Origin of the sequence: Exiguobacterium sp. UBA3491 (assembly GCF_002377745.1) — a bacterium.
In the GTDB taxonomy this organism is placed as follows: Bacteria; Bacillota; Bacilli; order Exiguobacteriales; family Exiguobacteriaceae; genus Exiguobacterium_A.
Genome location: NZ_DFQK01000021.1, coordinates 306,784 through 333,086, shown reverse-complemented (window position 1 = coordinate 333,086; position 26,303 = coordinate 306,784). Strand labels below are relative to the sequence as shown.

At 48.1% G+C, this 26,303-nt stretch carries 26 protein-coding genes; 9 read left to right on the top strand and 17 right to left on the bottom strand.

Annotated elements, in window-relative coordinates:
- Positions 1–35: 35 nt before the first annotated feature.
- Together B4F99_RS08575 and B4F99_RS08570 are read right to left on the bottom strand one after the other, a co-directional pair.
- Positions 36–1,079, bottom strand: a complete 1,044-nt coding sequence (locus tag B4F99_RS08575; protein WP_035410148.1) for a glycosyltransferase family 4 protein — start codon at positions 1,077–1,079, stop codon at positions 36–38.
- Positions 1,080–1,138: 59 nt separating this feature from the next.
- Positions 1,139–1,540 carry a hypothetical protein gene (locus tag B4F99_RS08570; protein WP_035410150.1) on the bottom strand — a complete coding sequence of 134 codons (402 nt, stop codon included), beginning with the start codon at positions 1,538–1,540 and terminating at the stop codon, positions 1,139–1,141.
- A gap of 293 nt (positions 1,541–1,833) precedes the next feature.
- Between B4F99_RS08570 and B4F99_RS08565 the strand changes: the two genes are divergently transcribed.
- The gene (locus B4F99_RS08565) at positions 1,834–3,318 is read left to right on the top strand and encodes an N-acetylmuramoyl-L-alanine amidase (protein WP_290756831.1); all 1,485 of its coding nucleotides are present in this window, start codon (positions 1,834–1,836) and stop codon (positions 3,316–3,318) included.
- 93 nt (positions 3,319–3,411) lie between these two features.
- Here the strand turns inward: B4F99_RS08565 and pgmB are convergent, their stop codons facing one another.
- Positions 3,412–4,083, bottom strand: a complete 672-nt coding sequence (gene pgmB / locus B4F99_RS08560; protein WP_214727696.1) for a beta-phosphoglucomutase — start codon at positions 4,081–4,083, stop codon at positions 3,412–3,414.
- 278 nt (positions 4,084–4,361) lie between these two features.
- Here pgmB and secA2 point away from each other — a divergent pair, with 278 nt between their 5' ends.
- Both secA2 and B4F99_RS08550 read left to right on the top strand, forming a co-directional pair.
- Positions 4,362–6,725 carry an accessory Sec system translocase SecA2 gene (gene secA2 / locus B4F99_RS08555; protein ID WP_290756824.1) on the top strand — a complete coding sequence of 788 codons (2,364 nt, stop codon included), beginning with the start codon at positions 4,362–4,364 and terminating at the stop codon, positions 6,723–6,725.
- Complete coding sequence (locus B4F99_RS08550; RefSeq protein WP_290756822.1) at positions 6,709–7,470, top strand: SLAP domain-containing protein; 762 nt, start codon at positions 6,709–6,711, stop codon at positions 7,468–7,470. Before secA2 ends, B4F99_RS08550 begins: the two co-directional genes overlap by 17 nt.
- A 38-nt stretch (positions 7,471–7,508) precedes the next feature.
- Here the strand turns inward: B4F99_RS08550 and B4F99_RS08545 are convergent, their stop codons facing one another.
- The 3 genes from B4F99_RS08545 to B4F99_RS08535 are packed head-to-tail and all read right to left on the bottom strand — an operon-like array spanning position 7,509 to position 8,962.
- Positions 7,509–7,841 carry an Asp23/Gls24 family envelope stress response protein gene (locus B4F99_RS08545; protein WP_029342549.1) on the bottom strand — a complete coding sequence of 111 codons (333 nt, stop codon included), beginning with the start codon at positions 7,839–7,841 and terminating at the stop codon, positions 7,509–7,511.
- A gap of 56 nt (positions 7,842–7,897) precedes the next feature.
- Positions 7,898–8,680 carry an acyltransferase family protein gene (locus B4F99_RS08540; RefSeq protein ID WP_290756819.1) on the bottom strand — a complete coding sequence of 261 codons (783 nt, stop codon included), beginning with the start codon at positions 8,678–8,680 and terminating at the stop codon, positions 7,898–7,900.
- Between the two features lie 27 nt (positions 8,681–8,707).
- On the bottom strand, positions 8,708–8,962 hold the full coding sequence (locus B4F99_RS08535) for an acyltransferase family protein (protein WP_290756816.1): 255 nt from the start codon (positions 8,960–8,962) through the stop codon (positions 8,708–8,710).
- A 42-nt stretch (positions 8,963–9,004) separates the two neighbouring features.
- On the opposite strand from B4F99_RS08535, the gene B4F99_RS08530 reads away from it, so the two are divergent.
- The gene (locus B4F99_RS08530) at positions 9,005–9,745 is read left to right on the top strand and encodes an SGNH/GDSL hydrolase family protein (RefSeq protein ID WP_214852417.1); all 741 of its coding nucleotides are present in this window, start codon (positions 9,005–9,007) and stop codon (positions 9,743–9,745) included.
- Positions 9,746–10,090: 345 nt separating this feature from the next.
- On the top strand, positions 10,091–10,558 hold the full coding sequence (locus B4F99_RS08525) for a hypothetical protein (RefSeq protein WP_035410169.1): 468 nt from the start codon (positions 10,091–10,093) through the stop codon (positions 10,556–10,558).
- Between the two features lie 59 nt (positions 10,559–10,617).
- On the opposite strand, the gene B4F99_RS08520 is transcribed toward B4F99_RS08525, so the two are convergent.
- The gene (locus B4F99_RS08520) at positions 10,618–11,214 is read right to left on the bottom strand and encodes an alpha/beta hydrolase (RefSeq protein ID WP_290756813.1); all 597 of its coding nucleotides are present in this window, start codon (positions 11,212–11,214) and stop codon (positions 10,618–10,620) included.
- Positions 11,211–12,149 (bottom strand): VOC family protein, encoded by a 939-nt coding sequence (locus B4F99_RS08515; protein WP_290756810.1) that lies wholly within the window; start codon positions 12,147–12,149, stop codon positions 11,211–11,213. The genes B4F99_RS08520 and B4F99_RS08515 overlap by 4 nt, the downstream gene beginning before the upstream one ends.
- Before the next feature lie 180 nt (positions 12,150–12,329).
- On the opposite strand from B4F99_RS08515, the gene B4F99_RS08510 reads away from it, so the two are divergent.
- The 3 genes from B4F99_RS08510 to B4F99_RS08500 all read left to right on the top strand — a co-directional run bounded on the left by B4F99_RS08510 (position 12,330) and on the right by B4F99_RS08500 (position 14,907).
- Positions 12,330–13,223, top strand: a complete 894-nt coding sequence (locus B4F99_RS08510) for an ABC transporter ATP-binding protein (protein WP_035410178.1) — start codon at positions 12,330–12,332, stop codon at positions 13,221–13,223.
- Positions 13,213–14,412, top strand: a complete 1,200-nt coding sequence (locus B4F99_RS08505; RefSeq protein WP_290756807.1) for an ABC transporter permease — start codon at positions 13,213–13,215, stop codon at positions 14,410–14,412. Before B4F99_RS08510 ends, B4F99_RS08505 begins: the two co-directional genes overlap by 11 nt.
- Before the next feature lie 66 nt (positions 14,413–14,478).
- Positions 14,479–14,907, top strand: a complete 429-nt coding sequence (locus B4F99_RS08500) for a hypothetical protein (protein ID WP_149427807.1) — start codon at positions 14,479–14,481, stop codon at positions 14,905–14,907.
- A gap of 48 nt (positions 14,908–14,955) precedes the next feature.
- Here the strand turns inward: B4F99_RS08500 and B4F99_RS08495 are convergent, their stop codons facing one another.
- From B4F99_RS08495 to B4F99_RS08460, 8 genes are all read right to left on the bottom strand, one after another.
- Positions 14,956–15,585: a helix-turn-helix domain-containing protein gene (locus B4F99_RS08495; RefSeq protein WP_029342558.1), complete on the bottom strand. Its 630-nt coding sequence runs from the start codon at positions 15,583–15,585 to the stop codon at positions 14,956–14,958.
- A 30-nt stretch (positions 15,586–15,615) separates the two neighbouring features.
- On the bottom strand, positions 15,616–17,547 hold the full coding sequence (locus tag B4F99_RS08490) for an ABC transporter permease (protein WP_290756803.1): 1,932 nt from the start codon (positions 17,545–17,547) through the stop codon (positions 15,616–15,618).
- Positions 17,513–18,277, bottom strand: coding sequence for an ABC transporter ATP-binding protein (locus tag B4F99_RS08485; protein ID WP_050678755.1), 765 nt, complete (start codon positions 18,275–18,277; stop codon positions 17,513–17,515). The genes B4F99_RS08490 and B4F99_RS08485 overlap by 35 nt, the downstream gene beginning before the upstream one ends.
- A complete protein-coding gene (locus B4F99_RS08480; RefSeq protein ID WP_290756800.1) occupies positions 18,270–19,262 on the bottom strand; it encodes a sensor histidine kinase in 993 nt (330 codons plus the stop codon). Before B4F99_RS08480 ends, B4F99_RS08485 begins: the two co-directional genes overlap by 8 nt.
- On the bottom strand, positions 19,259–19,945 hold the full coding sequence (locus B4F99_RS08475; protein ID WP_047393119.1) for a response regulator transcription factor: 687 nt from the start codon (positions 19,943–19,945) through the stop codon (positions 19,259–19,261). Before B4F99_RS08475 ends, B4F99_RS08480 begins: the two co-directional genes overlap by 4 nt.
- A 97-nt stretch (positions 19,946–20,042) precedes the next feature.
- A complete protein-coding gene (locus B4F99_RS08470; RefSeq protein WP_290756797.1) occupies positions 20,043–21,959 on the bottom strand; it encodes an ABC transporter permease in 1,917 nt (638 codons plus the stop codon).
- A complete protein-coding gene (locus B4F99_RS08465) occupies positions 21,946–22,707 on the bottom strand; it encodes an ABC transporter ATP-binding protein (RefSeq protein WP_214852402.1) in 762 nt (253 codons plus the stop codon). The genes B4F99_RS08470 and B4F99_RS08465 overlap by 14 nt, the downstream gene beginning before the upstream one ends.
- Before the next feature lie 157 nt (positions 22,708–22,864).
- Complete coding sequence (locus tag B4F99_RS08460; protein WP_035410206.1) at positions 22,865–23,368, bottom strand: PTS sugar transporter subunit IIA; 504 nt, start codon at positions 23,366–23,368, stop codon at positions 22,865–22,867.
- A 178-nt stretch (positions 23,369–23,546) separates the two neighbouring features.
- Between B4F99_RS08460 and B4F99_RS08455 the strand changes: the two genes are divergently transcribed.
- A complete protein-coding gene (locus tag B4F99_RS08455; protein WP_396209448.1) occupies positions 23,547–25,250 on the top strand; it encodes a M3 family oligoendopeptidase in 1,704 nt (567 codons plus the stop codon).
- A gap of 290 nt (positions 25,251–25,540) precedes the next feature.
- Here B4F99_RS08455 and B4F99_RS08450 read toward each other — a convergent pair.
- Positions 25,541–26,303: putative bifunctional diguanylate cyclase/phosphodiesterase (locus B4F99_RS08450; protein ID WP_290756790.1), on the bottom strand; the 763-nt coding region annotated here is incomplete at its 5' end.

Below are 26,303 nucleotides of genomic sequence, written 5' to 3'. Positions count from 1 at the left end.
GAGACTGACTTTTGAGTCAGCCCCTTTATCATACGCTATCTCGATGTAAAACGTTCCAACAAATTCAATAATGGACGATAGCGTTCACCGAGCAAACCGAGCGACTCGACTAAAATATCGAGGACAAGCAGTAACATGACGAGGGAGACAAGTGCCCCAAGTGAGTTCGTCTGAGAAAAGAGAACTGCCGTCATCCCAAAAATTGCACAGAGTCCATAGATGACAAGGACCGCTTGGCGCATTGTAAAGCCAAGATCAAGTAACCGGTGATGCAAATGAGCTTTGTCCGGTGCGAATGGCGGTTTTCCTTGCAACACCCGACGGACGATCGCAAATAACGTATCGGAAATCGGGATACCAAGCAAAATGACCGGGACGGCAAGCGAGAACAGCGTCACGTTCTTGAATCCAAGTAACGACAACACACCGAGCATATACCCGAGGAACAAAGCACCCGTATCGCCCATGAAAATCTTCGCTGGGTAAAAGTTATGGAACAAGAAGCCGAACGTACTCATCAATAAGAGAATCGCGACGATCGTCACGTAGACGTTTCCTTGGATGACGGCAAGACTAATCAATGTCAACAAGACGATACTTGAGACACCGGCTGCTAAACCATCTAATCCATCAATCAAGTTGACGGCGTTCGTGATCCCGATGACCCAAAGGAACGTCAACGGAACACTCCACCACCCGAGATATAATTGTTGGTCGAACGGTAGATTGATGAACTCGATCCGAATCCCACCGTTGAGGACAATGACGGCGGCAACGATTTGCCCCATCAGCTTTAAACGGGCATTGAGCTGGAATCGATCATCAAAGGCACCTGTCAAAATAATAACGAATCCGCCGACTAGAATATGCGTCGCATACGGACTCGAAGGTTGTAAGATAAAATAACCGATCATGAACGCGATATAGATCGCAAGTCCGCCAAGTCGCGGCATGATTCGGACATGTACTTTTCGCGCGTCTGGACTGTCAACGGCACCGACTGCAATCGCAAAGCGTTTCACGACGGGTGTGATCAGTAAGGCGGCGATAAAACAGACGATGGACGCAGTCCATAACATAGTAACATCACGCTCCTGCGCGAATTATATCATAAAAAAAAAGAGCCGACGAGCGGCTCTTACATGAAGATCGGTACTTCAGCAGCTGGATCATATGTATAGATACCGCGTCCAACTTTCTTAATCGCAGGGTTTGCCTGTTCGACTTTCGCCATCAATTGATAGATATTGCTGATTTGATGGCGATAACGTAACTCGAGTTCCATTTGGATATCACGAGCTGTCATCGATTCACGCTCGCGCATTAAATCACTGATTTGGTGCACGTAGACTTCTAGTGGATACCGTTGATTGACGCGACGTTGCTTTAACGGACGCTCATGCGTGACGGCGATTTCTTGCGAATGTTCTCCCGTTCCACGGCTTAATTCCGAGATCAAATACTCGGCGCGACGTTGCAGACGACGGTATTCCTCTTCGATTTCCATTAGTTCGCGGTAGATGTGTTCACTGTTCCCCATTCCTTGCCCCTCTTTCCTATTTTATACATTAATATTTCATTTGTGTTTCAATTGTATGTATTTTGAAATATATTAAACTATAATTTGCCTCGATAATATATAATTTCTTTAATTATTTAATTATCCTGTAATATTTTCATATCCTTACCGATAAATTGGCTACACTTCATATTAACAGAAAGGAATGAAAACGGAACATATAATTTCGAGATTTAACTATTTTAATAATACTTAAGTTCTATTAATACAAGATATATCTTTCTTATTTTAACGAAAAGGAGACTGGAAATTTAATGGGCAAATTACCTAAAACATTTCAGACCGCTTTAGTACTTTCGTTGGTATCCGGTTGCTTCGCTTCTACTTCTACTGTATCGGCTGCGACCGGCACAACCTTTACGAAAACTTCGTATCAGACGACGGATGCTTTGAATTTACGTAGTTCGAATTCGACCTCTTCGAAGAAACTACTGACGATCCCGAAGACGACGAACGTCACGTCAAACTACCGTAAAGGCTCTTGGTATAAGTTGTCATATAAAGGAAAGACGGGTTATGTGACGGGATCTTACCTGAAAAAGATTGAGAATGGTACGTCCTTTACGAAGACGTCCTATAAGACGACCGATGCGTTGTCCTTACGTAGTGCGGCAACGACGTCTTCTAATCGCTTGTTGACGATTCCTAAAGGGACAGGCGTACAATCGAGTTTTAAAAGCGGAAATTGGTATAAAGTGACCTATGCGAACAAGACTGGTTATGTTTCGGGTTCTTATTTGAAGAAAGTAGCTGCACCAGCTAAAACCACGGTCTATACGACGACCGATCGCTTAAACTTCCGTTCGTCCCCTTCGACGTCCGGGAAAGTACTTACAACGATTCCGAGTGGAACAGCAGTCAGCTCCCTCGCCGTTAAATCGAACTGGCATACGGTGCAGTACCAAGGGAAAACAGGTTATGTCATGGGGACCTACTTGAAGAAAGGGACTTCTGTTCCTGCCTCGACGACTGGAAACGTTGACTACAGTGGTTCGAAGATGTATGTCTTAATCTCGTCCGGTAACAGTGTCGCTCTTCGTGCGAATACTTCAACGCTCAGTGGTCAAATCGCCCGTCTCGGTCGGGGGACCCCTGTCGTCGTCACGAATCCGCGGCATCAAACGAAAGGCTTCGTCGCCGTCCGGACAGCGAGTGGTCAAAGCGGTTATGTCGATGCGACGTATCTGACACTGTTCCAACCGGCACCATCAAACCGTCCATTGCTTGTCCTTGACCCGGGTCATGGTGGACATGACGCAGGCGCGGTTCGTTACGGCGTTACGGAACGTGACATCGTCCTTGCAGTCACGAAACAAGTCGCTGAACGTCTTGCCGGAAAAGTCGATGTGACGATGTCACGTTATACAAACGATTACTACCCGTCACTTGAAGAACGGAGCGCCCTTGCGAACAGTCATGCGACGACTGCTTTCGTCAGTGTTCATATCAATGCTTCAACGAGTGCACAGGCATATGGAGCAGAGACCTTCTACTATAAGGGTGCTTCTTCGATCAACCTCGCTCAGAACGTTCAGCAACGTCTCGTCTCGTATGCTGGCATGCGTAACCGAAGCGTTCACTATGCGAACTATGCTGTCATTCGCGGCACACAAGCACCGTCGATTCTAGCGGAGCTCGGTTTCCTCTCGAACAGCGCGGATCGTGCGAAACTGACAAATCCGACGTACCAGTCCCGCTATGCTCAGGCGATCGCGGACGGTATCCTCGCTTCACTTTAAATCAACCGCATACCAAAAAGGATCGCTCAGGGAAGCGATCCTTTTTGTATACACATAACTTTCAAGGAATGTCCTTCACCATCAGGGAATGGTTCAGACAAGGGAGCGACTAGCGAGGATTTGCTCAAGGGAAAGCAAATCTGTCGAATCGACACGATAGTCTGCCTCATGGAGTGCCGACTCCGGTCCTACTCCGACGGCATACATGCCGGCAGCGTGAATGGCAGTGATGCCAGCTGTCGCATCTTCTACACCGATGCAACGACTCGGTTCGACGTCGAGTGCTTCTGCAGCACGGAGAAACACTTCAGGGTGTGGTTTCGATTGTGCAACAGTCGCAGCGTCTACGATGTCATCGAAATAGTGTCGAACCTTTAATGCCTCAACGACCATCAGCGCATTTTTAGAGGCGGACGCCATTCCGATTTTCAGCCCAGCGTTTCGGATTTCATCGAGGAATGCAGTGATTCCAGGAAGAAGATCCTGTTCAGAGATATGCTGGATCAATGTGACATAGTGTTCGTTTTTCTTCGCGGCGAGTGCTAGCTTCTCCTCCGCTGAAAAAGCGTTCTGTTTTCCGCCGAGCGCAAGGATCCGCTCGAGTGAATCCATCCGGCTGACACCTTTTAATGTCTCATTGAATTCCCGGTCGAACGGGATATCCAAGTCCTCTCCTAATTGTTTCCACGCTAAGTAGTGATACTCTGCCGTATCGGTAATTACGCCGTCTAAATCAAAAATGACCGCTTCGATCGTTGGTGCCATCCGACATCCATCCTTTCTTCCATCGTCCATGAAAGGCAAGAAATCGAATGACTTTGCGCAAACGATTGCACTTGCCTTATGAATAATTTTACTGGTTCTTCCGAATCTTTGCAAGCGTTATCAAATATTTCTGATTTTCTATTTTCAGACGCAAAACATGTCCATTTTGATAGCGCTTTCAATTTTAAGGGAATGTTTTACTTATTTCGTTTTTTACTATTCGTTTTACAATTTTTAACTGCTATAATGACTTCATAGCATATGAGGGAGTGACGAAGATGTTTCAACGTGTTAAACAGTTGTTGAATGATCAAAGTCGAAGAATTCATCGTTATGAAAAAATCGTAACGACGATCAATAGCTTAGAACGAGAAATGGAGCAAACATCTGATGAAGCGTTACGGGAGTTGACGATTTCGTTACGGGAACGGCTACGAAACGGAGAACGGATTGATGCGATCTCACCAATGGCATTTGCGCTTGTTCGAGAAGCGAGTAAACGAACGCTTGGCTTACGGCATTACGACGTGCAGCTCATGGGCGGACTCGCACTGCTTGAAGGACAAATCGCTGAGATGGCGACTGGTGAAGGAAAGACACTCGTTGCTTCACTCGCGAGCTTCACCCAAGCGTTATATGGAAAAGGTGTTCACGTCATTACCGTCAATGAATATCTAGCACGGCGCGATGCTGAACAAATCGGTCAAATCCATCGTTTTTTAGGACTGCAGGTCGGAATCAACTCCGCTGAAGCCACCTTTGAAGAAAAACGGATTGCTTACGCAGCGGATATTACATACGGTGTCGGGACTGAATTCGGATTCGATTACCTGCGGGATCATATAATCATGGAGCCAACGGAACGTCTGCAACGTCCCCTGCACTTCGCCTTAATCGACGAAGTCGATAGCATTTTAATCGATGAAGCGAAAACGCCACTCATCATGGCGGAACGAGACAGTGTCCACGAAGGATTACAACAACTCGTCCGTCATGTCGTCCAGACGTTTGAAGACGAGCGGGATTATACGTTTGATGAAGAAATCAAAGCCGTCGCCTTGACCGATCACGGTATTGAGACGATCGAAGATGCGTTTGCGATCGATCATCTGTTTGCCGCCGAGCATTCCGTCCTCTTCCATTACGTCATTCAAGCCTTACGTGCCCATGTCGTTCTCAAACGAGATGTCGATTATATCATCAAGGATCAAAAAATCGCGCTCGTCGACCTCTTCACAGGTCGTCTGATGGAAGGACGCAGTCTATCTGATGGTTTACACCAAGCCCTTGAAGCAAAAGAAGGGGTTCCGGTCACGGAAGAGAACCGGACGACCGCCCAAATCACGATCCAACATTATTTCCGTCTCTATCATCAGGTAGCTGGAATGACCGGTACGGCGGCGACGTCACGGGAAGAATTTCAAAAGACGTACGGCATGGACGTCGTGACGATTCCATCGAACCGCCCGAAAATTCGGATCGATGCAGAGGACGTCGTCTTTGCAACACGCGACGAAAAGCTAGAATCCATCGCGCTGGCAACAAAATCGGCACACGTCACGGAACGACCGGTTTTAATCGGGACTTCATCGATTGAACAGTCTTTGCGCGTCGCGAAGACACTTGATGCGCATGGACTCACCTACGAGATCCTGAACGCTAAAACCGTCGATCAGGAAGTCCGGATCATTGCGGCTGCCGGACAAGCTGGTCGAATCACGATCGCGACCAATATGGCAGGTCGCGGAACGGATATTTTACTCGATGAAACGGCACGACAACAAGGCGGCTTGTTCGTCATCGGTACCGAACGCCATGAATCGATTCGGATCGACAACCAGTTGCGTGGTCGGGCAGGTCGCCAGGGTGATCCTGGATTGACGCAGTTTTATCTTTCGCTCGAAGATGAACTGCCACGCCGTTTCGCGCGCGATCGCCTCGAGCGTGTGCAACAAAAAGTACGAAACACTGCCGGTCCGCTCACTTCGCGTGACGTCCGGGATCTATTGCAGTTCGCTCAGTCGACATGTGAATCTGTCAACCGAAGTGTTCGGGATGAACTCGTTCAGCTCGAAGAAGTCATCAGTGAACAACGGCAAGCGATCTATCATCTCCGGAATAGAATCGTTGATGCGACGTCACTCGAGGATATCGTTCAGCCATTTGCAGGACGTGTCTTGCCGTCGATCCTCGACCAAACCCTCTCTGACGATCTCGTTCCAGAAGAATGGCCACTGGCTCTCGTCATGACAGAACTCGAGCAACTGTTACATCAACCAGTCACGTTAGAACGACTGGAGACGATCGACGAGATGAAACGACAACTCGAGCCGCTGATTGTTGAAACCGAAGCCCTACTCGTTGCCCATGTCACAGCTGAAAAAGAGACCGTCAAACGTTTCATCCTCCTTGCACTGGACGAGCAATGGACGCGCCACCTGACAGCGATGAACACTTTAAAAGAAGGGATTCATCTCCGCAGTTACGGACAAGAACAACCGGTCCGCATCTTCGAACGGGAAGGCATGGATTATTTTGAATATGCCATTGCAAGTTTCGAGAAACAGGTCCTTTCAGGCATCTGCCGCGCCGAACAGACACACGATAACGAAGGAGAACTGCACCATGCACACGTCGAATGAAGTGTTCCGTCCCCCGCTCTATTTCACGGAGGACATGCCGATCGTCAAGGAAGATGAATACGTCTTTCGTTACGTCGCGAAACAACTGCCTGATCTAGAAGCCAATCAGATGGCGATCCATCTGTTTCAAGTCTTATCACACTGTCCGCTTCATGTCATCGCCTTGTTCCAAAACACGTTGTCTCGGTCGTTCCACCTGAATGACCTCGTCGTCCTTGCTTTATCCGGTGATGAACTTGTTGCTCGTAAAGTTCTCAGTATCGAGGAGGTCCCGGTCATCCTTCCGATGGCGACGTTACCGCTCTGGTTGACGTTTGAAGAAGACGAATGTTTCGTCGACCTCGAACAGTTGACGGAGCCGCTACAACTCGTCTTCTCAAGCGAGACTCTGACGGAGCTCTTCATCGAAGACGACTCCACCGAACTCGAGCAACGGATGATCCGCCAAGTCGCTTATTCGCATCCGACACCACCCGCAGACGGTTGGTCCCTCTTACCAGTTTCAATCATGCGCGAACTAGACACTGTGACAGCAATCGTTCTCGTCCGTAATGCGAGCGATCAGACGCTGACACTCGAGGCGCTAACGCTTGAACTAATGGATGACGAAACGCCAATCGCAGATGTCACCCATCCCGGACTATCCTTACCCGCTTATAGTCAACAAGCGATCCGTCTCCGTTTTTCCTGCACCGCCCCGCACATCGATGCTCTCGGACTCCGCTATCTCCCACCTTCTTCATAAAAAAACGTCTCGGCACACAAGATGCCGAGACGTTTTCCTTATCCTTTTAAGAGTCCGATGACACGGACGTTGATTGCTTTTGGTTGGAACGCGAGCATATTTTCCATGTCTTGCGCGATTCGTTCTTGGACTTTTCCAGCTGTCTTGATGATCGACATGCCGTATTTGATATGCACAGATAAACTGACCGTGATGTCGCCGCCGACATCTTCGACTTTTACAAGTTTGACCATTTGTTTTTCCTGTAATTTCGAATCATCTGCTGTAAAGGCAATGCCTTCTGTTTCTTGAACGGCTACACCTGCGATGACCTCAATGACTTGTTGCGAGACGTTCACGACACCATCCGCATTATTTAAATTATATGACATACCTTCCACGCCCTTCGTCTAGTAATCCATCTATCTAAAGTGTAATGCATTCCGCTTTATTTTGAAAGGTCTTCCCGCTTCTCGACGATCGGACGAATGTCGATCTCAATCAAAGGACGGAGGACACGGACGACGAGCGGGTGTATGATGATGCCAACGATTAGTAAGGCGACGCCAATCATGATCAGTAAGGCAAGCCATGCTTGCGGAACGAACGCATCCGTTACGTATTGGCGCCACGCCATGACGAAGAAGACGTGAAGCAAGTAGACATAGAGACTGAGTTCCCCTGCTCGCGTGATGAGCGGCAAACGACGCATTGGAATTAACATCATGAAACCGAGCGAAGCCGCAATCGATAAGAGGTAGATGACGCTATGCTTGAGTACACCAACCAACGCGTCACTATCATATTGTTCGACATATGGGAAACGATGCTTGAACGCATTTGCAAAGTCGACGATCTCTTTCGGCGTATCACGCCATGCTTCGAATAACAGGAAGCCCATGACGGCTGCGAACGTGATACCACCAATCAAACGGACGTTCATCCGCCGCTTGAAATTCTTCGGCATCTCGAAAATCCGGATGAACTCGTGCTCCGATAGATAGTTCCCGAGTAAGAAATACGGATAGAACATGATCAACTTGCGAAGTGCTAAGAAGCCCGTGTTCTCAAGCTCGAACCCATATAACAAAGCGAACGCGAGACCAAACCAGACATATCCTCGCAAGCGGACGACATATGGCGTTACGATATACCAGACGACCATAACGAACAGATACCAAAGTGCCCAATACGGACGTAGTAGATGTGTTCCGATATTTTCCCCGGACAACAGTGGTAGTCCTTCTCCAAGTGTTGCCTAAGAACCAATTAAAATTTNNTGCCAGACACAGTAGACGGCAAATAATTGGATGACACTTAAGTATTTATTTTCGCGGAAGAAATAACCGCTTAAGATAATGAATAATGGCATATGAAACGAGTAAATCAACAGATAGACCGTCTCGAGCAACTTTCCATCATAATCAAACCGTAAATCCGTCAGCATGTGACCGATGACGACGAAAATGACAAGAAAACCTTTGATATTATCAAACCAAGGATTCCGATTCATGTTACACTACCCCTTATACTCCCTCGAAAGGAACGAATGTTTATGAAAAAGACACTCCTGATTCTATCCATCGTCTTGAACGTCGTTCTCCTTGCATTGTTACTGGGACGTAAACCGCTCGAAACTTTCGGAAGCGTCTTACCTGCAAAGAGTACGACTCCAGTCACGACATTCCAATACGATAAGAACCCGAACTATGTCCGTTTGAATAGTTTATTCCATACTTATCAATACCCAAAATCAGCGAACGCTGTCATGTTAGGTGACTCGATGACGAATTTTGCCGATTGGCGCATCTTGATGGAGGATCCGACAATCATTAATTTCGGGATTCCTGGCGATACGACAGAAGGCTTTTTGACTCGCCTCGACTTGATTCTCGAGATGAAACCAAAACGCGTCTTCTTGATGGGTGGCATCAATGACATCCGTCACTATACGCCGATTCCACAAATTACCGAGAACATGACGACGATCGTGACGACACTTCGAAAAAATAACATCGACGTCGTCCTCCAGTCAACCGTTCCTGTGGCTCCAAAATATTCGGACTCTGTCCGAATCAATCGTGATGTCGAAGCGTTGAACCGAAATTTACAAAATCTCGCTCAATCGCTTAAAATCCCATTCGTCGACTTGAGACCTGTCTTGACGAACAAACAAGGGTATCTTCAGAATCGCTTGACGTATGATGGATTACACCTCGTCGGTGGGGGTTACCTGCGCTGGAGTGATGCCTTAAAACCTTATGCGTTGCAAACAAACATAACAGCAAACAAATAAGCAATGACGCATTAAAAAAAACGGCTCATCCCGACAATCAGGATGAGCCGTTTTTCGATTCTTAGTCTTCTTGGTTTTTAACACCCATGTACGCCGCGACGCTCGATGCTGAGAAAACAGCAACAGCAACGATTCCGACAGCGATCCAGATAACCTGATCCATCATTTCTTCATATCCCCCTTTATGTAACCGCTCACTTCTACATTTAGCGTACACGAATTTCGTCAAGAAAGAAACACATTTTCCATGTCTAATGACTAGACGATTCGGGAAAAAGTAACTATAGTAAAAGGACAACTATAAATTGTCAGAAAATTCGATTATTTAACAAGGAGGTGTTTCTGATGGCCACTTCATTGCTTACGCCGAAAGTGACGTTACGACATCGAAGTACTCTCAACTTTGGATATTGGCTTGTCATCGGATGCATAGGATGGGTGATGCTTGCCCTCGTCACGAATGTTGGTACCGTTCTTGGTCGTCTTCCTTTATATGAAAGCATTCCCCTCGCGATCCTTGTACTTGGGCTCACAGGTATCGTACTAAAAATGGCGCGTGACGAGTGGTGGATTCATTATCTTGAACGTCAGACCCAGTATTATATCGGACATGAGACCGTCACCAGTTGGTGCACGACGATCGATAGCATGTGGCTGATCCGTAAGACGATGCGTCGTGAACTTCGCCTACTTTACCGGCAGCTCGCTCAGACGAAAGCATCGGAAGAAGTGAAACAGATCCTTGCCCTTCAGCTTGTCGAGCGTGGCGTGCTCATCGTCTACTCCCGTCCAAAAAGTGATCATCCCGCTTGAAACGAAAAGAGGACTGCCCCATTACCTTCTAGAAGAGAAGCAGATGGGACAGTCCTTCTTTAGTGTTTTAACCAATCGGTTGCTGCTTCAATCGTCGGCATGACAAGTTGGTGTCCGTAGTTCGACCATGTGACATCGACTGATGCACCAGCCTCCTTCAAGAGTGCTGACAACTCTTCTGTTTCCTGAGCGGGACAGATTGGGTCATTACTACCGGCTCCGATGAACACACGAACGTTTGATAAGTCCGGTAACGTCACACCGCGACGTGGTACCATCGGATGCAGTAAGATGGCTTGTTTAAATAGCGCTTCTTCAAACAACATGTTCGCTGCGATGTTGGCCCCGTTCGAATAACCGACCGGAATCAGGCGATCGAGTGCGAAGTCATGTTCCGCTGCTTGTTCCTGTAAAAATTGAATCAATCGTGCTGTCCGTAAAGCGAGATCTTCTTCATCGAAGACGCCTTCTGCGAGCCGTTTGAAGAATCGTGGCATCCCGTTTTCCGAGACTTCCCCGCGGACGGACAAGTAGCCTGCTTCCGAATCGAGCAACGAGACGAGTCCGACGAGATCTTGTTCCGTTCCGCCTGTGCCATGTAAAAATAAAAAGATGGGTGCGTCTGCTGTTTTTGGTGCTTGGTATAAATGAATCATACGAGTCTCCCCTTCGGTACTGTAATAGGTGTTACGTGATTCGTGATCGCGGTGCGATGCGCTTCAAATTGTTCCGGTAACTTCAAGTCTTCTCCAAGCATCTCGAAGTCCTCATCGATCGCGAACCCTGGATTGTCAGTTGCGATTTCATGCAATATTCGACCTCGATCATGGAAATAGATCGACGTGAAATAATTGCGATCTTTTACTTCAGTCGTCTGCAAACCGAACGCGTTGATCGCCTTCATCCAGTCGAGTTGTTCCTCTTGATCGGTTGCGCGCCAGGCGATGTGGTGAACGGTTCCCGTACCCGGACGACCAACCGGCATCTGACCATGTACGACGTCAACGACATTCCCGAACTCCCCTTCCGCAATGTACCGGTCAACGGTCTCCGTCCGTTTACTGAGGGTGAGCCCTAATGTATCGGTCAGTAATTTGGCTGTGTCTGATGGATCTCGCGACAGTAATGTCGCTCCCGCGAACCCTTTGATGGCGACGTCACGCGTGACACCGTCGATTTCATAGCGACTGCCTCGTCCCGCCTTGCGTTCGACGAGCTCGATTTGAAGACCATGTGGATCTTCGAACGCGATCTGTTGCTCTCCGAAACGAACTGTTTCTTCAAACGAGACGTTCTTTTGCGTCAGCCGTGCTTTCCAGAAATCCGATGCACCGACCGGAATCGCATAAGCTGTCGTTCCGACCTGTCCGGCACCGACCTGTCCTCTCGCCATGCCTTCAAATGGGAAGAACGTGATGATCGTTCCGGGTGCACCAGACTCGTTTCCAAAGTAAAAATGGTACGTCCCTGGATCATCGAAGTTGACCGTTTTTTTGACGAACCGTAGTCCGAGAATGGTTCCGTAAAAATCGAGATTTTCTTGTGGATCGCCGACCATCGCTGAGATATGATGAATGCCTTGCGTTTTCATATGATGCGTTCCTCCTTCAGTCGTATCTATTAACACAATAATAGTAACTAATGTACAAAAAGTAAACCGATAAGCCTTTTCATTACTGCTTTCTGGAACCTTTACCCATTTTTGACCGTAGGACACTAAGTAACAATGATACACTTGTCGTGCAACAGACATCTTTATAAGGAGGTTCTTATGTTAGAAATCAAACACATCACGAAGCGTTTCGGCGATTTCACTGCCGTTGATGCGTTGACGATCGAAGTGCCACGCGGACAAATCTTTGGTTTGCTTGGTGCGAACGGTGCCGGCAAGACAACGACGTTCCGGATGCTACTCGGTCTACTCCAACCGACCGAAGGTTCGATCACATGGAATGGAGAGCGTATTCCGACTTCAAAGATTGGATATCTTCCGGAAGAACGCGGATTGTATCCGAAAGTCCGAGTCGACGAACAACTCTTATTTCTTGCTGAACTCCGCGATATGAAACGGAAGGATGCAAAACGAGCACTGACCGAATGGCTCGAGTATTTCCAAATTCCTCAATATGAAAAAATGCGTGTCGAACAACTCTCAAAAGGAAACCAACAAAAAATCCAGTTGATCTCCGCCGTCCTACATAAACCTGAACTGCTGATTTTAGATGAACCATTTAGCGGACTCGATCCAGTCAATGCGGAACAATTAAAACGTGCCGTTAAAAAATTGACCGTCGATGGAACGACGATCGTCTTCTCGAGTCACCGAATGGATCATGTCGAAGAACTCTGCGAGCATGTTGCGATTCTCGATCATGGTAAGCCCGTCGTCGCTGGTTATCTTCCTGATATCAAGGCGAGCTATGGGAAGACCCGTGTCCTCTTGACGACGGATGCCCCACCACTCCTATGGGATAGCTTACCGGGTGTCCTTCAAGTTGAGTCGGACAATAATGGGCATGTCGTCCAAGTTTCTTCAAAAGAAACCGCTGACCAACTTCTCCAACATATCGTCAGTGAAGGACATCATGTTGATCGTTTCGTCTGGGATCAATTATCCTTGCAGGATATCTTCATCGAGGAGGTCGGAAAACGTTATGAACCGTAAATTCCTGACTTTATATCGCTTCAATCTATTACAGAAATTACGTGCCAAAAGCTTTTTAATCTCAACTGTTCTGATGGTCCTGTTTCTCGTCGGCTTCGGCAATATCGAACGGATTCTCGACTGGTTCTCGGGTGACGATCCGAAAGTCGCCCTCGTCAGTGAATTATCGACAGACCTTCGCCCTGCCTTGAAAAAGGCTGGTGTCACCTCAGACATCACACCGAAGGAGTATACGGTCGCAGAAGCACGTAAAGCGGTCGATCGAGGCACGTTTGACGTCGTAGCGATTGTCCAAGATTCTTATGACGTGACGCTCGTTAGTGCTAGTCCTGAATCCGAGTTACAGACACAAGTCGCGACGGTCGTCAAACAAGTCCGTGATCAAGCGGTCATCACGGATGCGAAGATTGACCCGAACGTTCTTGCGTCACTCGCTAAACCCGTTCCCGTCAAACAAGAGTTGACGTCGACAGGTGGAAAAAGTGAAGACGAACTCTTTGCTGCCTCGGCGCTCGTCTATGTCTTGTTGTTCTTGATGTACTTCACGATTGCAATTTACGGCGGGATGATCGTCACGGAAATCGCGAACGAAAAGTCATCCCGTGTCATGGAGTTGCTGATCTCTGCGGCGAGTCCGATCCAGCACATGCTCGCGAAGATTCTTTCAATCGCTACCGTCAGTCTCGTACAATTGTCGATTCTCGTTGGTGTCGGCTACTACAGTGCTCAAAGTAGTAGTTTATTCGATCAGTTATCACTCGATTCCTTGAGTGCTCGGACGATCATTTATCTGTTCGTCTTCTTCCTGCTCGGATACTTCCTGTACGCGACGCTCCTCGCGGCACTCGGTTCGCTCGTCAGTCGGGTCGAGGATGCGCAGCAAGTGACGTTACCGGTCATCTTGTTAATCGTTGCTGCCTTCATGATTTCGATGTTTAGTCTGAATGCACCGACGAACCAAGCTGTCGTCGTCCTGTCATTCGTGCCGTTCTTCACACCGATGGTCATGTTCCTGCGCGTCATGTTGACCGATGTATCGCTATGGCAAGTGTCAATTTCGCTCATCTTGATGCTGATCAGCATCTCGCTTGCCTTATTCGTCGGAACAAAATTCTATCGGGGTGGTGTTCTGTTCTATGGATCGAATCCACTCAAACAGTTGCGCCGGATCTTAAGCGGTCGCCGGTAACAGTTTACAAGACGAATCGTTTCCGCTATCGTTAGGTGAGAAAAAGCCTTTAGGAGGAACTACGTTATGCGGTCTCGTTTTTGGGCAGCGATCCTTTTCACAGCTGCTGCCATGGTCTCGTCACTTGTCATGTTCACGAAATTCCCGCAAGCGAGTGCGACATGGGAACTCGTCCTTGCCTATGGAGGCATGGCGTTCATCTCTAGCCTCTTTTGCTGGTCCTTCGTTGCGGTGCGCCGCCACTCTTCTCGTTTATACGGAAGCTGGGTCGGTGTCTTCATCGCTGGACTGACTGTCTTACTCGTCTGTATCGCGCGATTCGTCTTGCGTGGTGATGTGATGATGATTTTCAAATGGCAAGCGATGCTCGGTAGCTTAACTCTCAATTTCGGCTATGTCGGTTGGGTACTTGTCATTGCAAATGCGATCATTGGTTTCATCATCGGTCGGATCCGTCAAAAGACGCGTCGTCCACGCCCGATGCCACAACGTTAATAAAAAGTCGCTGTCTTCTGAACGTCAATCAGAAGACAGCGACTTTTTTTATTTACGATGGTAGCGGGAACGACTTTTCCGGTCGCTGTAATCCGCATAATAGGTCGAACTGGATAAAGAAACACCGTCCGTCATGCGATCGAGATATTCATCGAGTTGCATCATCGATGGTAATTTATCCTCGAACAACTCATACGTCTCTTCCGCTTGATCGCGTTGCAACTCTCCTGCTTCCATGACGGCCTCGACGAGCTCATGAAAGATCCGTTGCTCAGTGGCACTCATCGTCTGCTCGATCCGTTTGACATCCTCATCATACATTAAATCAAACAGACGCATTCGCTCCTCGAGCTGTTCCTCAACCCACGTTCCGTCTTGTCCGAGCGTCTGTTCATAAGCAAGCTTCATCTCTTCGAGCGGTGTGTTCTGTTGCATGATGAACTTTAACGATTCTCCCGTCCAGATATGCCGTGCCAAATAACTGGCATCGATGTTCAAGACGTCCGCTAATGCTTCGATGTAGGGTTTAGTTGGATAGACTTCGCTGAGTTCCGTCCGACGGATGAAATACGGTGCGACACCGAGTCGTTCAGCCAACTGTTCGATCGTAATCCCGGCACGCTCTCGTAAGATACGGATCCGGTCACCGTAACCCCGATATGGTGAATGGTCTAGCATACGATTCCCTCCCTTGTTCCTATGGTATCATCATACCCTTGAATCCGGTGTCGGATACATCGAACTTTTGGATGAATTCCGGAACAGATGGCGTGGGTAGCGTAACCAAATCGGTAAGACACTTAAGAAGTATCCGATCGTGACGATACTGATCCAAAATGCGGCTAAGTCGAGGAATGACCCGACCTGTAGTCCGGCTCGGGTCACGACGACTTGGAACAATAAGAAAGCATGAAAAACCGAGATCAGGTACGGAATGAGTAAGACCGCACCATACTTCATGAGCAAGTAACGGCGGATATTCCCGGAACCGAACCCTAACGCAAACAATGTCTTCATTCGTTTTTGTTCTTGTTCCGCTGTCATCTGCATCCACACATGCAGGAAACTTGCATTGATGACGAACAACCAGATCGTCAGGAGGATGACGACGAACGTGACGAGGCGCACGATCCGGATCCCGTCGATCTCATCCTCCGTCTCATTGATCAACTGATAAGGAACCGACTGTTTTTCATCTAGCTTTGCTGCAGACTGGATGTTGCGGACAATCTTCATCCACTGTTCCCAGTCCTTTGTTCCGTAATCATGATAGGCTGGCGTATCAAAGACGACGATTTGACGGACAGGTTGCTTCAGTGTTTGAAAGACGGCATCACTGACGACGAACATCGTCTTGATCCGGTAGTTGTAACCGAAGACTAAATCATGGGAAGCAGCGGGAAGCAATTCAAAGCCAGCTTTTTCCATCTCCTGTTTCGCTTTTTTCATCGTCGGCGTGTTCTCTTCCAGTTGTACTGGACGTGCCGGTACGAAGAAACTCTGTCGACCGGTCGCTGTCCGCTCCTGAAAATGCAGTTGACGCATCATCTTGTTGTACGCTGAAATCGGTAAGAGCACCCGTGTTCCTTCTGCCTTCACTTGGATATCCTGCTGATAGCGATCCGGGAATGCCTCCGTCATCGTCTGCTTGATATCCTTCAATCGTTTCGTCGGTTGAGCGGATTCTTCGTAATAGACGAGACCGAATTGATTTTGGGATGATAAGTCGAGTCCAATCAATTGAAACAAGAAGACCAGTCCGACTGCCGTTAGCGCACACGATGTCAGAATCGTTCCGAGGGCAATGAGCGTACTATTCGTTCGCAATTGATTGGCGATTTCCGAGACGATCAGCTTCCGCAGCGACAAGCGACATGGTCGATATAACTTGGTCAACCATGGTAAGACATATCGACAAATAAAAAACGATCCGATGAAGATGACAAGTGGGAAAAATATATAAAATCCTTCCGTCCGAACAAATGCTAAGGCATAACCATAGATCAACAGGAGTAACGCTCCGATTTGCGTCAGAATCCAGACTCGTTTTCGAAATAGCGAACGGGAACGAGTCGGTCGATCGGGACGAAAGCGGTAGATCGCAAGGACCGTTGCCGTCAGCAAAACAAGGAAAGCGCCACCGATCAAAGCAAGAATCGCATAAAAGGATAATTCGAATTCGATTGCTGGTAAGAACATGACCTTGACAACGGACAGCAACAGCATCTTCGTCAAGACATTACCTAGAATCATCCCCGCAGTGATGGCTAGACCACCAACGATCAAGACTTCAATTAAGAAATACTTTAAGAAGTGTGACAATCCACTGCCAAGCGTCCGCATCGTCCGCAAATCATTCTTACGGTGCTCAAGCATCGTATAGGTCGTCGAATAGATGAACAGGACACTGAAGAATAGGATGATCAGCTCCGCGATGAAGACGAAGAAAATCGTCATCTCGATGACTTGATTCAATTGACTGAGGATTTTAGCGACGTTTTGGAACGATCCATTCGTCAACAAGTTCCAATAACTCGTCACGATCGTCATCGCGATGATGATCGTCAAGGCATAGCCATAATACAACCGCTGATAACGCCGGATGTTACGTAGGGCGTATTGCAGATAATTGATGCTCATCCCCTCCTAGCAGCGATAGTGATTCGATGACCCGTTGGAAAAAGATACGGCGCGGTTCATCGCGGAACAACTCCGTTTGAATACTACCGTCTTTTAGGAACAAGACATGATTACAATACGACGCGACTTGTGGATCGTGTGTCACGATGACCATCGTCATCCCCGTCGCGTTCAACTCGGCTAGGACATCCATGACGTGTTTCGTTGCTTGGAAATCGAGTGCTCCCGTCGGTTCATCCGCAAGCATCAGACGTGGTGTATGGATCAGGGCGCGACCGATCGCTGTCCGTTGCCGCTGTCCACCACTGACCTCATCGACCTGTTTATCAAGTAGATCATCAATTTGTAGACGACGCGCCAACTCTTCCATCTCATCTCGCGCGAGCTTTGCTTTTTTCCTTGATAGCATTAAGGGGACGAGCATGTTCTCGCCGAGCGTCAAGGAATCGAGTAAATTGAATTCCTGAAAGATGATGCCGAGCGTCTCGCGCCGGAAACGTGTCATCTCTTTTCGTTTGAACGTCGCCGTATCGACGCCGTCAATCAGAATCGATCCCCAACTTGGTTCGTCGAGTGTCGCAAGCAAGTTGATCAGCGTCGATTTGCCACTACCGGACGGTCCCATGACCGCAACCATTTCGCCCTCTTCGACTCGGAAATTCACATCCGTCAACGGTTGCTCCGTCACTTTTCCGGGATAGACCTTCCCTAATTGTTTGACCTCAATCATGTGCGCGACCTCCTACTAATCGAATCCGGCATGTCGTGCCGACACCTTCCTCACTCTCGAGTTCAATCTCATGCCCGAGCTTCAAGCAGACTCGCTGGACGAAATACAATCCCATTCCGGTCGATTCCCCGTAACGTCGTCCGTTTTCACCAGTGAAGAACGCATTAAAGACACGTGGTACGTCTCGTCTTGGGATTCCGACACCGTCGTCTTGAACCGAAAGGACGACTTGCCCCTTTGTCACCTCTGCCGTCAGAACGACTTCTCGACCATGTCCTGTCGTATACTTGATGGCGTTCGTCACGAGCTGTAAGACGAGGAAACGAAACCACTTCGCATCCGTGTAAACATACACGTCTTCAGCGATATCGAGTTTCGGAAAGACCTGATTTTTAACGAATAATCGTTTTTCTTGATTGATGATGCTCGTGACGAGCGGCTTCAGTGCCAATCGTTCTGCCTTCAAATCCGTCTCGATTGCTTCTAAACGCGACGAATAGAGCATCTGGTCGAGTCCACTACGCAACCGATCGACCTCTTGCCGTAAATCAGCTTGATACTGTTCTCCTGGATGTTCGAGAATCAGCTCAATGACGGATAACGGTGTCTTCATCTGGTGAATCCATTGGTCGACATACCGATGGCGTTCCTTTTCCTTTCGTCGCTCAGCGAATAAACTGTTCCGAAACAATGTCTGTTGCCGCTCTAAAAATTGTTCGACGGCAACGGAAATCGGTTCTTCACTATCACTGCGAATCGGTTCTGCGACCGATTGAACTGGCTGTTGCATCCGTCGTAGCAATGGAAGCATGCTGAAGAAACGATAACTGAGATAAATCAAAAGACCGATACTGTTCAAGAGTACGATATAAAAGAATGCTGCTGGGCGATAAAGATCATAGAGCCATAAGACGGCATATAAAATCAGCATTTGTCCGGTAAAGAAGATGATGCCTGGTATCGCGTGCCGTAAAAAGAGCTTCATGGTTCAAGAACCAGTTTATAACCGACGCCTCGCACCGTCTCAAGTCCAGCGACACCGATCTCGGCAAGCCGTTTGCGGACACGCGTGATATTGACGTTCAACGTATTCTCATCGACGAACGCCTCGTCATCCCAAATCCGTTCGAGTAAATCGCCACGACTGACGATTCGTGGACTTGCCGTCAGCAGCATCTCAAGAATCAGTCCCTCTTTTTTTGACAGCTCGATCGACTGTTCCCCGTACTCGACGATATAACGGTCCAAGTACAGCGTGACACCTTCTTTTGTCACCGTCCGCTCATCCGTTTCGTTCGACAGCGTGCCATAGGCTCGGCGAATCTGACTTTTAATCTTCGCGATGACGACCGCTCCTTGGAACGGTTTGACGATGTAATCATCCGCTCCGTATTCGAGCGCCATGACTTGATCCATCTCCCCGACCCGTGCCGAGATGAAGAGGATCGGCGCCCGTGTCTTCATACGCAATTGCCGGCACCAATAAAAACCGTCAAACTTCGGCAAATTGACATCTAATAGAATGACGTCCGGATTCGTCTCTTCATAGACCGCGACGACATCTCCTCGTCCATCTTCAACGACGACTCTAAAATCATAGCGTTCGAGTAGTTCTTTCAATAATGTGGCAATCTTCATATCATCTTCGACTAATAAAATCGTATGCATCGTTCATGTCAACTCCTTCTCCCTTTATCATAACGAACTCAAAAAGGACTGGAAACGATTATTCCGTTTCCAGTTCTGTGTACCCCTATTTAGTTCATCACGTGACGATGCGGCGGTAAGCACGGACCGTGACGATATAGTAGATCAGATAGACGATCGTATAACAAACAATCGCAAGTAATGTCGGACGAACGATGTTGTAGTTCAACAGTTTCTGCAAGACTTGCATCGCAACTAAACTATGAACGAGTCCGAGCACGTACGGTAAGGAGAAGACGAATCCGACAAGGCGCCGGATGATGCCTGTCTGTTCCTTCTCATCCACACCGATCTTCTGGATGATTGCAAACCGTTGTTTCGATTCTTCTGCTTCCGCGAGCATCTTGAAGTAGATGATCGAACCCGTCGCAAGCAAGAAGACGAGACCGAGGAAGCCGGCAGCAAACGCGAGTAAGCCGGTCGTTGCCGTCGTCATCGTATAGACCGGATAGTACGCTGCCATTTCTGTATCCGCTTGTTTTCCATACAGTTGCGTTAATTGCTTTATCAGTCCATCGTCATGACGTTCATCCGAAAACTGATAATTCGTCAGCATAAAACCTTTTTCCGGCATCTTTGCAAACGCATCGTCGTTTACGACGAAGGCAAGCCGCTGTTTCTCATAAAGTTGAGCGATTGGTAAATTCGTCGCAGCGGTGATGCGAAAGGACTCATGGACATCCTTGATTTTGACACCGACCGGCGATTTGACTTTCATCTTCAACAAATCGTTTCCTTTAAATGTTTCAAGGACGATTGCTTCGCCTCGTTTTGGTTCTTTGATGACCGTTTTCCCATTCGCTTTCGCGAGCTTGACGTAGTCCGAATAGTTGACGTAGCTGAATTGTCCCGGCTGGTCTTCATACGCATACGTCGCGTAGTAACGTGTAAACGTCAGAGGATTCGGAAGCTCAGTCATCTTGTGATCGACGTTCTTGACGTTGACCATCGTCCGGCTGTCGATCTTCTGGTCGGACTTTGCAATCAGCTGTTCCGCTTCCGCTTGTTTACTCGCAATTGACAGACTGTACGGGACTTGCTCCTCGACAGTCTGATCGATGAAGTAATAGATCGATGTCGCTGTACCGACCGTCGTCAATGTCACGGCAGTAATGACCGTGATCGTCGACAGCATGACAGCGTTCGATTTGATTCGTGACAGCAATTGTCCGTGCAGAATCAAATTCGTTCCTTTGAAATGTCGCGCTTGATTACTTAAGAGGCGTAATAAGAAGATCGTGAAGTAACTCATCGTTCCAAATGTCCCGAAGATCACACACAGCATCAAGAGCGGTGCGACAATCGTAAAGTGATCCATCAACGGTTGTCCCGTCAAATAGTAACCGATACCAATCAAAACGACCGAAAGCACGGCTAGGATCGGATGGACTTTCGGAAGGGATTCTGCTTGTTGCTCTGCCTTGAACAATTCAATCAATGTAAAACGATAGATCGTCCGGGCTGAACGTAAGGCAATGATCAGGAAGATCAAAAGGAAGACGCCGATCGTCTGCATGACGGAAGCCCCGCTGATCGTAAAGGTCGCATCGACTCGCATCGCCATGACGGAAGCCAGCAACTGTACGAAATATTTCGATGCGACTGTTCCAATCGCAATCCCGAGGATTAGACCGATCACTCCATACCCCATCGTCTCAAGGAAGATCAGTCGGGCAATCTGTCCCCGCTCTAAACCGAGCAATGCATAGAGACCGATTTCCTGCTTACGGCGGCGTAAGAAGAAGTCACTTGAATACCAGATGAAGATAGCGGAGAAAAGCGCTAGAATCACACTTGCTCCAGTAAAGACCGTTCCTAATTTTCCGTACAATTCATTCGCCTGAAGCATCGCTTCGTTTGATCGAATCGCAAGGAACGTGTAGTAAATGAGAATCGCGAACGTGACCGCACCGAGGTACATCACGTTTTGACGGATGTTTTTTAGATTTTGAAACGCCAGTTTAGACAAACTCACGGACGGCACCTCCGAGTTCGCGTTGTACTTCCATGATCTGCTCGAAAAAATCCTTCTGTGAACCGAAGCGATGGACTTCCTTGAACAGCTCTCCATCCTTGACGAACAGAATTCGTTCTGCATAAGACGCCGTCATCGGGTCGTGTGTCACCATTAAGATCGTCGCGCCTTCATCGTTTAGTGACTGCATCGCTTCAAGCAATCCTGTCGCTGACTTTGAATCAAGCGCACCGGTCGGTTCATCCGCTAAGATGAGTGACGGATCATGAATGATCGCACGGGCGGCAGCCGTCCGTTGTTTTTGTCCTCCCGATAGTTCGACCGGACGTTTATCAAGTAGGTCCTGGATACCGAGTTGATGCGCCACACGATCGACACGCTCTAAGATCATCTTTTTATCGATGTTCGCGAGTGAGAGCGGTAAGGCAATGTTTTCCCGGACCGTCATTGTATCGAGGAGATTGAAATCCTGGAAGATGAAGCCAAGTTGTTCCCGGCGAAAGCGAGCCAATTGTTTTTCCTTCATCGCCGTCACGTCTGCTCCATTGATTAAAATCGATCCGTCCGTCGGCTGATCGATTGTCGACAGCAGATTAAGCAACGTCGATTTCCCGGCACCGGACGGTCCCATGATACTGACGAATTCCCCTTCATGGACACTGAGCGTCGTCGGACGTAGTGCTTCGTGGCGTGCCGTTTTCGTGTAATAGGTTTTTGTGATTTGTTCTGCTCGTAAGATTGCTTTCATCTGTAATGCCTCCTGTGTTTGATTCGTTACACTCAGTCTAGTCCTTCCATGCTTTTCTCAAAATGGACTTTACTTTCACTTCTCTTACAAAACGGTAAGACAAGGGAGGAGACATCAAAAAAGCCCCCATCCGTAAGGGATGGAGGCGTGTCGTATCTTATTTATGTGTTGCTTTGAAGAGCTCTGTGTCGCCTGCGACAACAGAAGTTCCTTCAGCTGGTACAGCTGAAAGCGTGAATTGATCGTGATTTGTCACGATGATCGGTGTGATCGTCGATGGTGCGTTTGCACGGATGTACTCGAGATCGAACTCGACGAGGACGTCTCCTGCTTTGACTTTGTCACCTGACTGGACGTGAGCCGTGAAGCCTTCGCCTTTAAGGTTAACCGTATCAAGACCAACGTGGATCAAGAGTTCAAGACCGTCTTCACCTTTTAGACCGATTGCGTGTTTTGTTGGGAAAATCGTTTCAACCGTTGCGTTGATCGGCGAGACGACTTTACCTTCTGTTGGCTCGATCGCGACACCGTCGCCCATCATTTTTTGAGAGAAAACTTGATCGGGTACGTTCTCGATGTTGACGATTTTACCTGTAAGTGCAGAAGCGATTTTCGTGTTTCCTGCGTCGTTACCACCAAACAATTTTTTTAAGAATCCCATGATACTATCCCTCTACTTTCTCGATCGTTTTTCTTCCGAATGGAAGTTTCGATTTTTTATAGGAGTAAGCTGTTAGACAGCTCGCTCACGTTCTCACAAAAAGCATACGTTTGTCCCTCTGGTTTTGCAAGTATTTTTGTGTGATAATAGTTAGAAATCAAAAGGAGGCGCTTACATGTTGCCATTTTCAGAAATTACATACGTCCGTCCTGATCTTGCTTTGCTTGAAACATCGATGAATCAAGCAATCGCTCGACTAACGGAAGCCACACAGGTAGATGAAGCAAACGCAGCCATCACTGAGATTAATACCCTCAGAAATCAATTTGAAACGGCAAGCCAGCTCGTCGAAATCCGTCATACGATTGATACACGCGATACGTTCTATGAGACGGAACAAGGGTTCTTTGATGAAGCAAGCGCGATCTATCAGGGATATGTCTCAAGCTATTATCAAGCGTTGACGACGCATCCGCTTCGCAATGAACTCGAACGGACGCAAGGCAAACAGTTATTCCTAATCGCGGAAGCGAGCCTGAAGACGTTTTCGGAAGAAATCATTCCAAAGCTCCAAGAAGAGAACCGTCTCTCAAGCGAATATACGAAATTGATGTCTTCTGCTCAAATCGAGTTTGACGGGAAGACGCTTAACTTATCGCAGTTCGGTCCTTACCTCCAATCACCAGACCGGGCTGTTCGTAAAGCCGCTTCAGAAGCCCGCTATGGCTACTTAAAAGAGCAAGGGGAAACGATCGATACAATTTACGATAAACTCGTCCATATCCGGACAGACATCGCGAAGACACTCGGTTTCCCATCGTTCGTCGAACTCGGATACGCACGGATGCTTCGCGTCGATTACAATCAATCGATGGTCGAACAATATCGCGAACAGATCCTTGAAACGATCGTTCCGCTCGCGACACAACTTAAAGAACGCCAGCAACGACGCATCGGTGTCGATCACTTGTACTACTACGATGAAGGATTCGCCTTCAAGTCTGGGAACGCGACACCTAAAGGCGAAGAGTCCTTCATCATCGAAGGCGGCAAAAAGATGTATGCGGAGATGTCACCGGAGACGAACGAATTCTTCAACTACATGCTCGACCGGGAAGCACTCGATTTAACGGCGAAGCCTGGAAAAGCGGGCGGTGGGTATTGTACCTACATCGCAGACGAAAAACTCCCGTTCATCTTCTCGAACTTCAATGGAACGGCAGGCGACATCGATGTCCTGACACACGAAGTCGGACATGCGTTCCAAGTCTATGAGAGCCGTCACCTGACTGCTCCAGAGAGTGCCTTCCCGACGTATGAAGCGTGCGAGATTCATTCGATGTCGATGGAGTTCTTTGCTTATCCATGGATGGAAGAATTCTTCGGTGAAGAGACGGCGAAATACAAATTCAATCACCTCGCAGGAAGCGTCACGTTCCTTCCATACGGCGTTGCGATTGATGAGTTCCAGCACGTCATCTACAACCAACCGGAATTGACACCAGCTGAGCGTCGCGAAGCATGGCGGACGATCGAGAAGAAATATTTGCCGCATCGTGATTATGAAGCGAATGATTATCTCGATTCAGGTGCCTGGTGGCATCAGCAAGGGCACGTCTTCGGAAGTCCCTTCTACTACATCGATTACACGCTCGCTCAAGTCTGTGCCTTCCAGTTCTATGCTTGGATGGAACAGGACCGGGAAGCAGCTTGGACATCATATCTCGATCTCTGTCGTGCCGGTGGATCAGAAAGCTTCCTCACGCTCGTCGAGCGCGCTGGATTAAAGTCTCCGTTTGCACCAGGTACGGTCGAAGCAGCGGTCGCACCGGTCAAAGCGTATCTCGAACAAGCAGACGACCTCGTACTCGATCGCGTTTAATAATTATTTTCATCAATCTAAAGTTCACGCTTACAATGAACGTTTCTGTCATCCCCGCTTTCCACAGGCGGGTGATAAGATCCGGCACCTCGCATTTCATGCGGTCTGTCGGATCTTATCTAGCCCTGACGAAAGCGAAAATCGTGCTTTCTTTTCCTGTAGGAGTCGAGGGTGAACATTCACGTTCTCTATTTATCGAATGAAAAAAGGTGAGTTTCCAGTCCGGAAACTCACCTTTTTTCATTTTAAGACACATACATATTAAAATCATGAATCATAATAGACTAATTTCATTCAGATAGAAGCTTTTGATGGTACTTCACGTACCAGACTCGAAACTCGTCGGCTGGAATCGGTCTTGAATAATAGAATCCTTGCGCATACTCACAGTCAAGCACTCGCAAATGATCAGCTTGTTCTAGTTCTTCAATCCCTTCAGCGACGACGTCATACTTCAGCGTATGTGCGAGCTTGATGATGGTCTCGATGAGCGGTGTGTTCGAGCATGCATCCGGACCACTGATGAACGAACGGTCAATTTTCAGTCGCTGAATCGGCAAGCGACTCAGGTACGACAAGGAAGAATACCCCGTACCAAAGTCATCAATCGCAAGACGATACCCCATCTGATGCAACTTCTGTAACGCATCAAACACGCGTGTGTCTGAAAAGACACCGAATGATTCCGTAATTTCAAGTTCCACCCGTTGTTCGATTCCCGGATGAACCTCTCGGACATCAGTCAAATAATCGACGATCCGACCGGAGACGAGTTCTTTGACGGATAAGTTCGCTGAGACGCGTAGTACTCCGAGTTCCGTATCCTTCCACTCTTCGACTTGTCGGACCGTTTCGGCAACGACCCACATCCCGATCTCTTCAATCAACATGGATCGTTCGGCAATCGGAATGAAGATCGCCGGACTGATCATCCCTCGTTCAGGGTGGAACCAGCGCAGAAGCGCTTCACAACCATCGACCTGACCTGTCGCGAGATTGATTTGTGGTTGATAGAACAATTGTAGCTCGTTCTTTTCGATCGCGTCCCGCAGT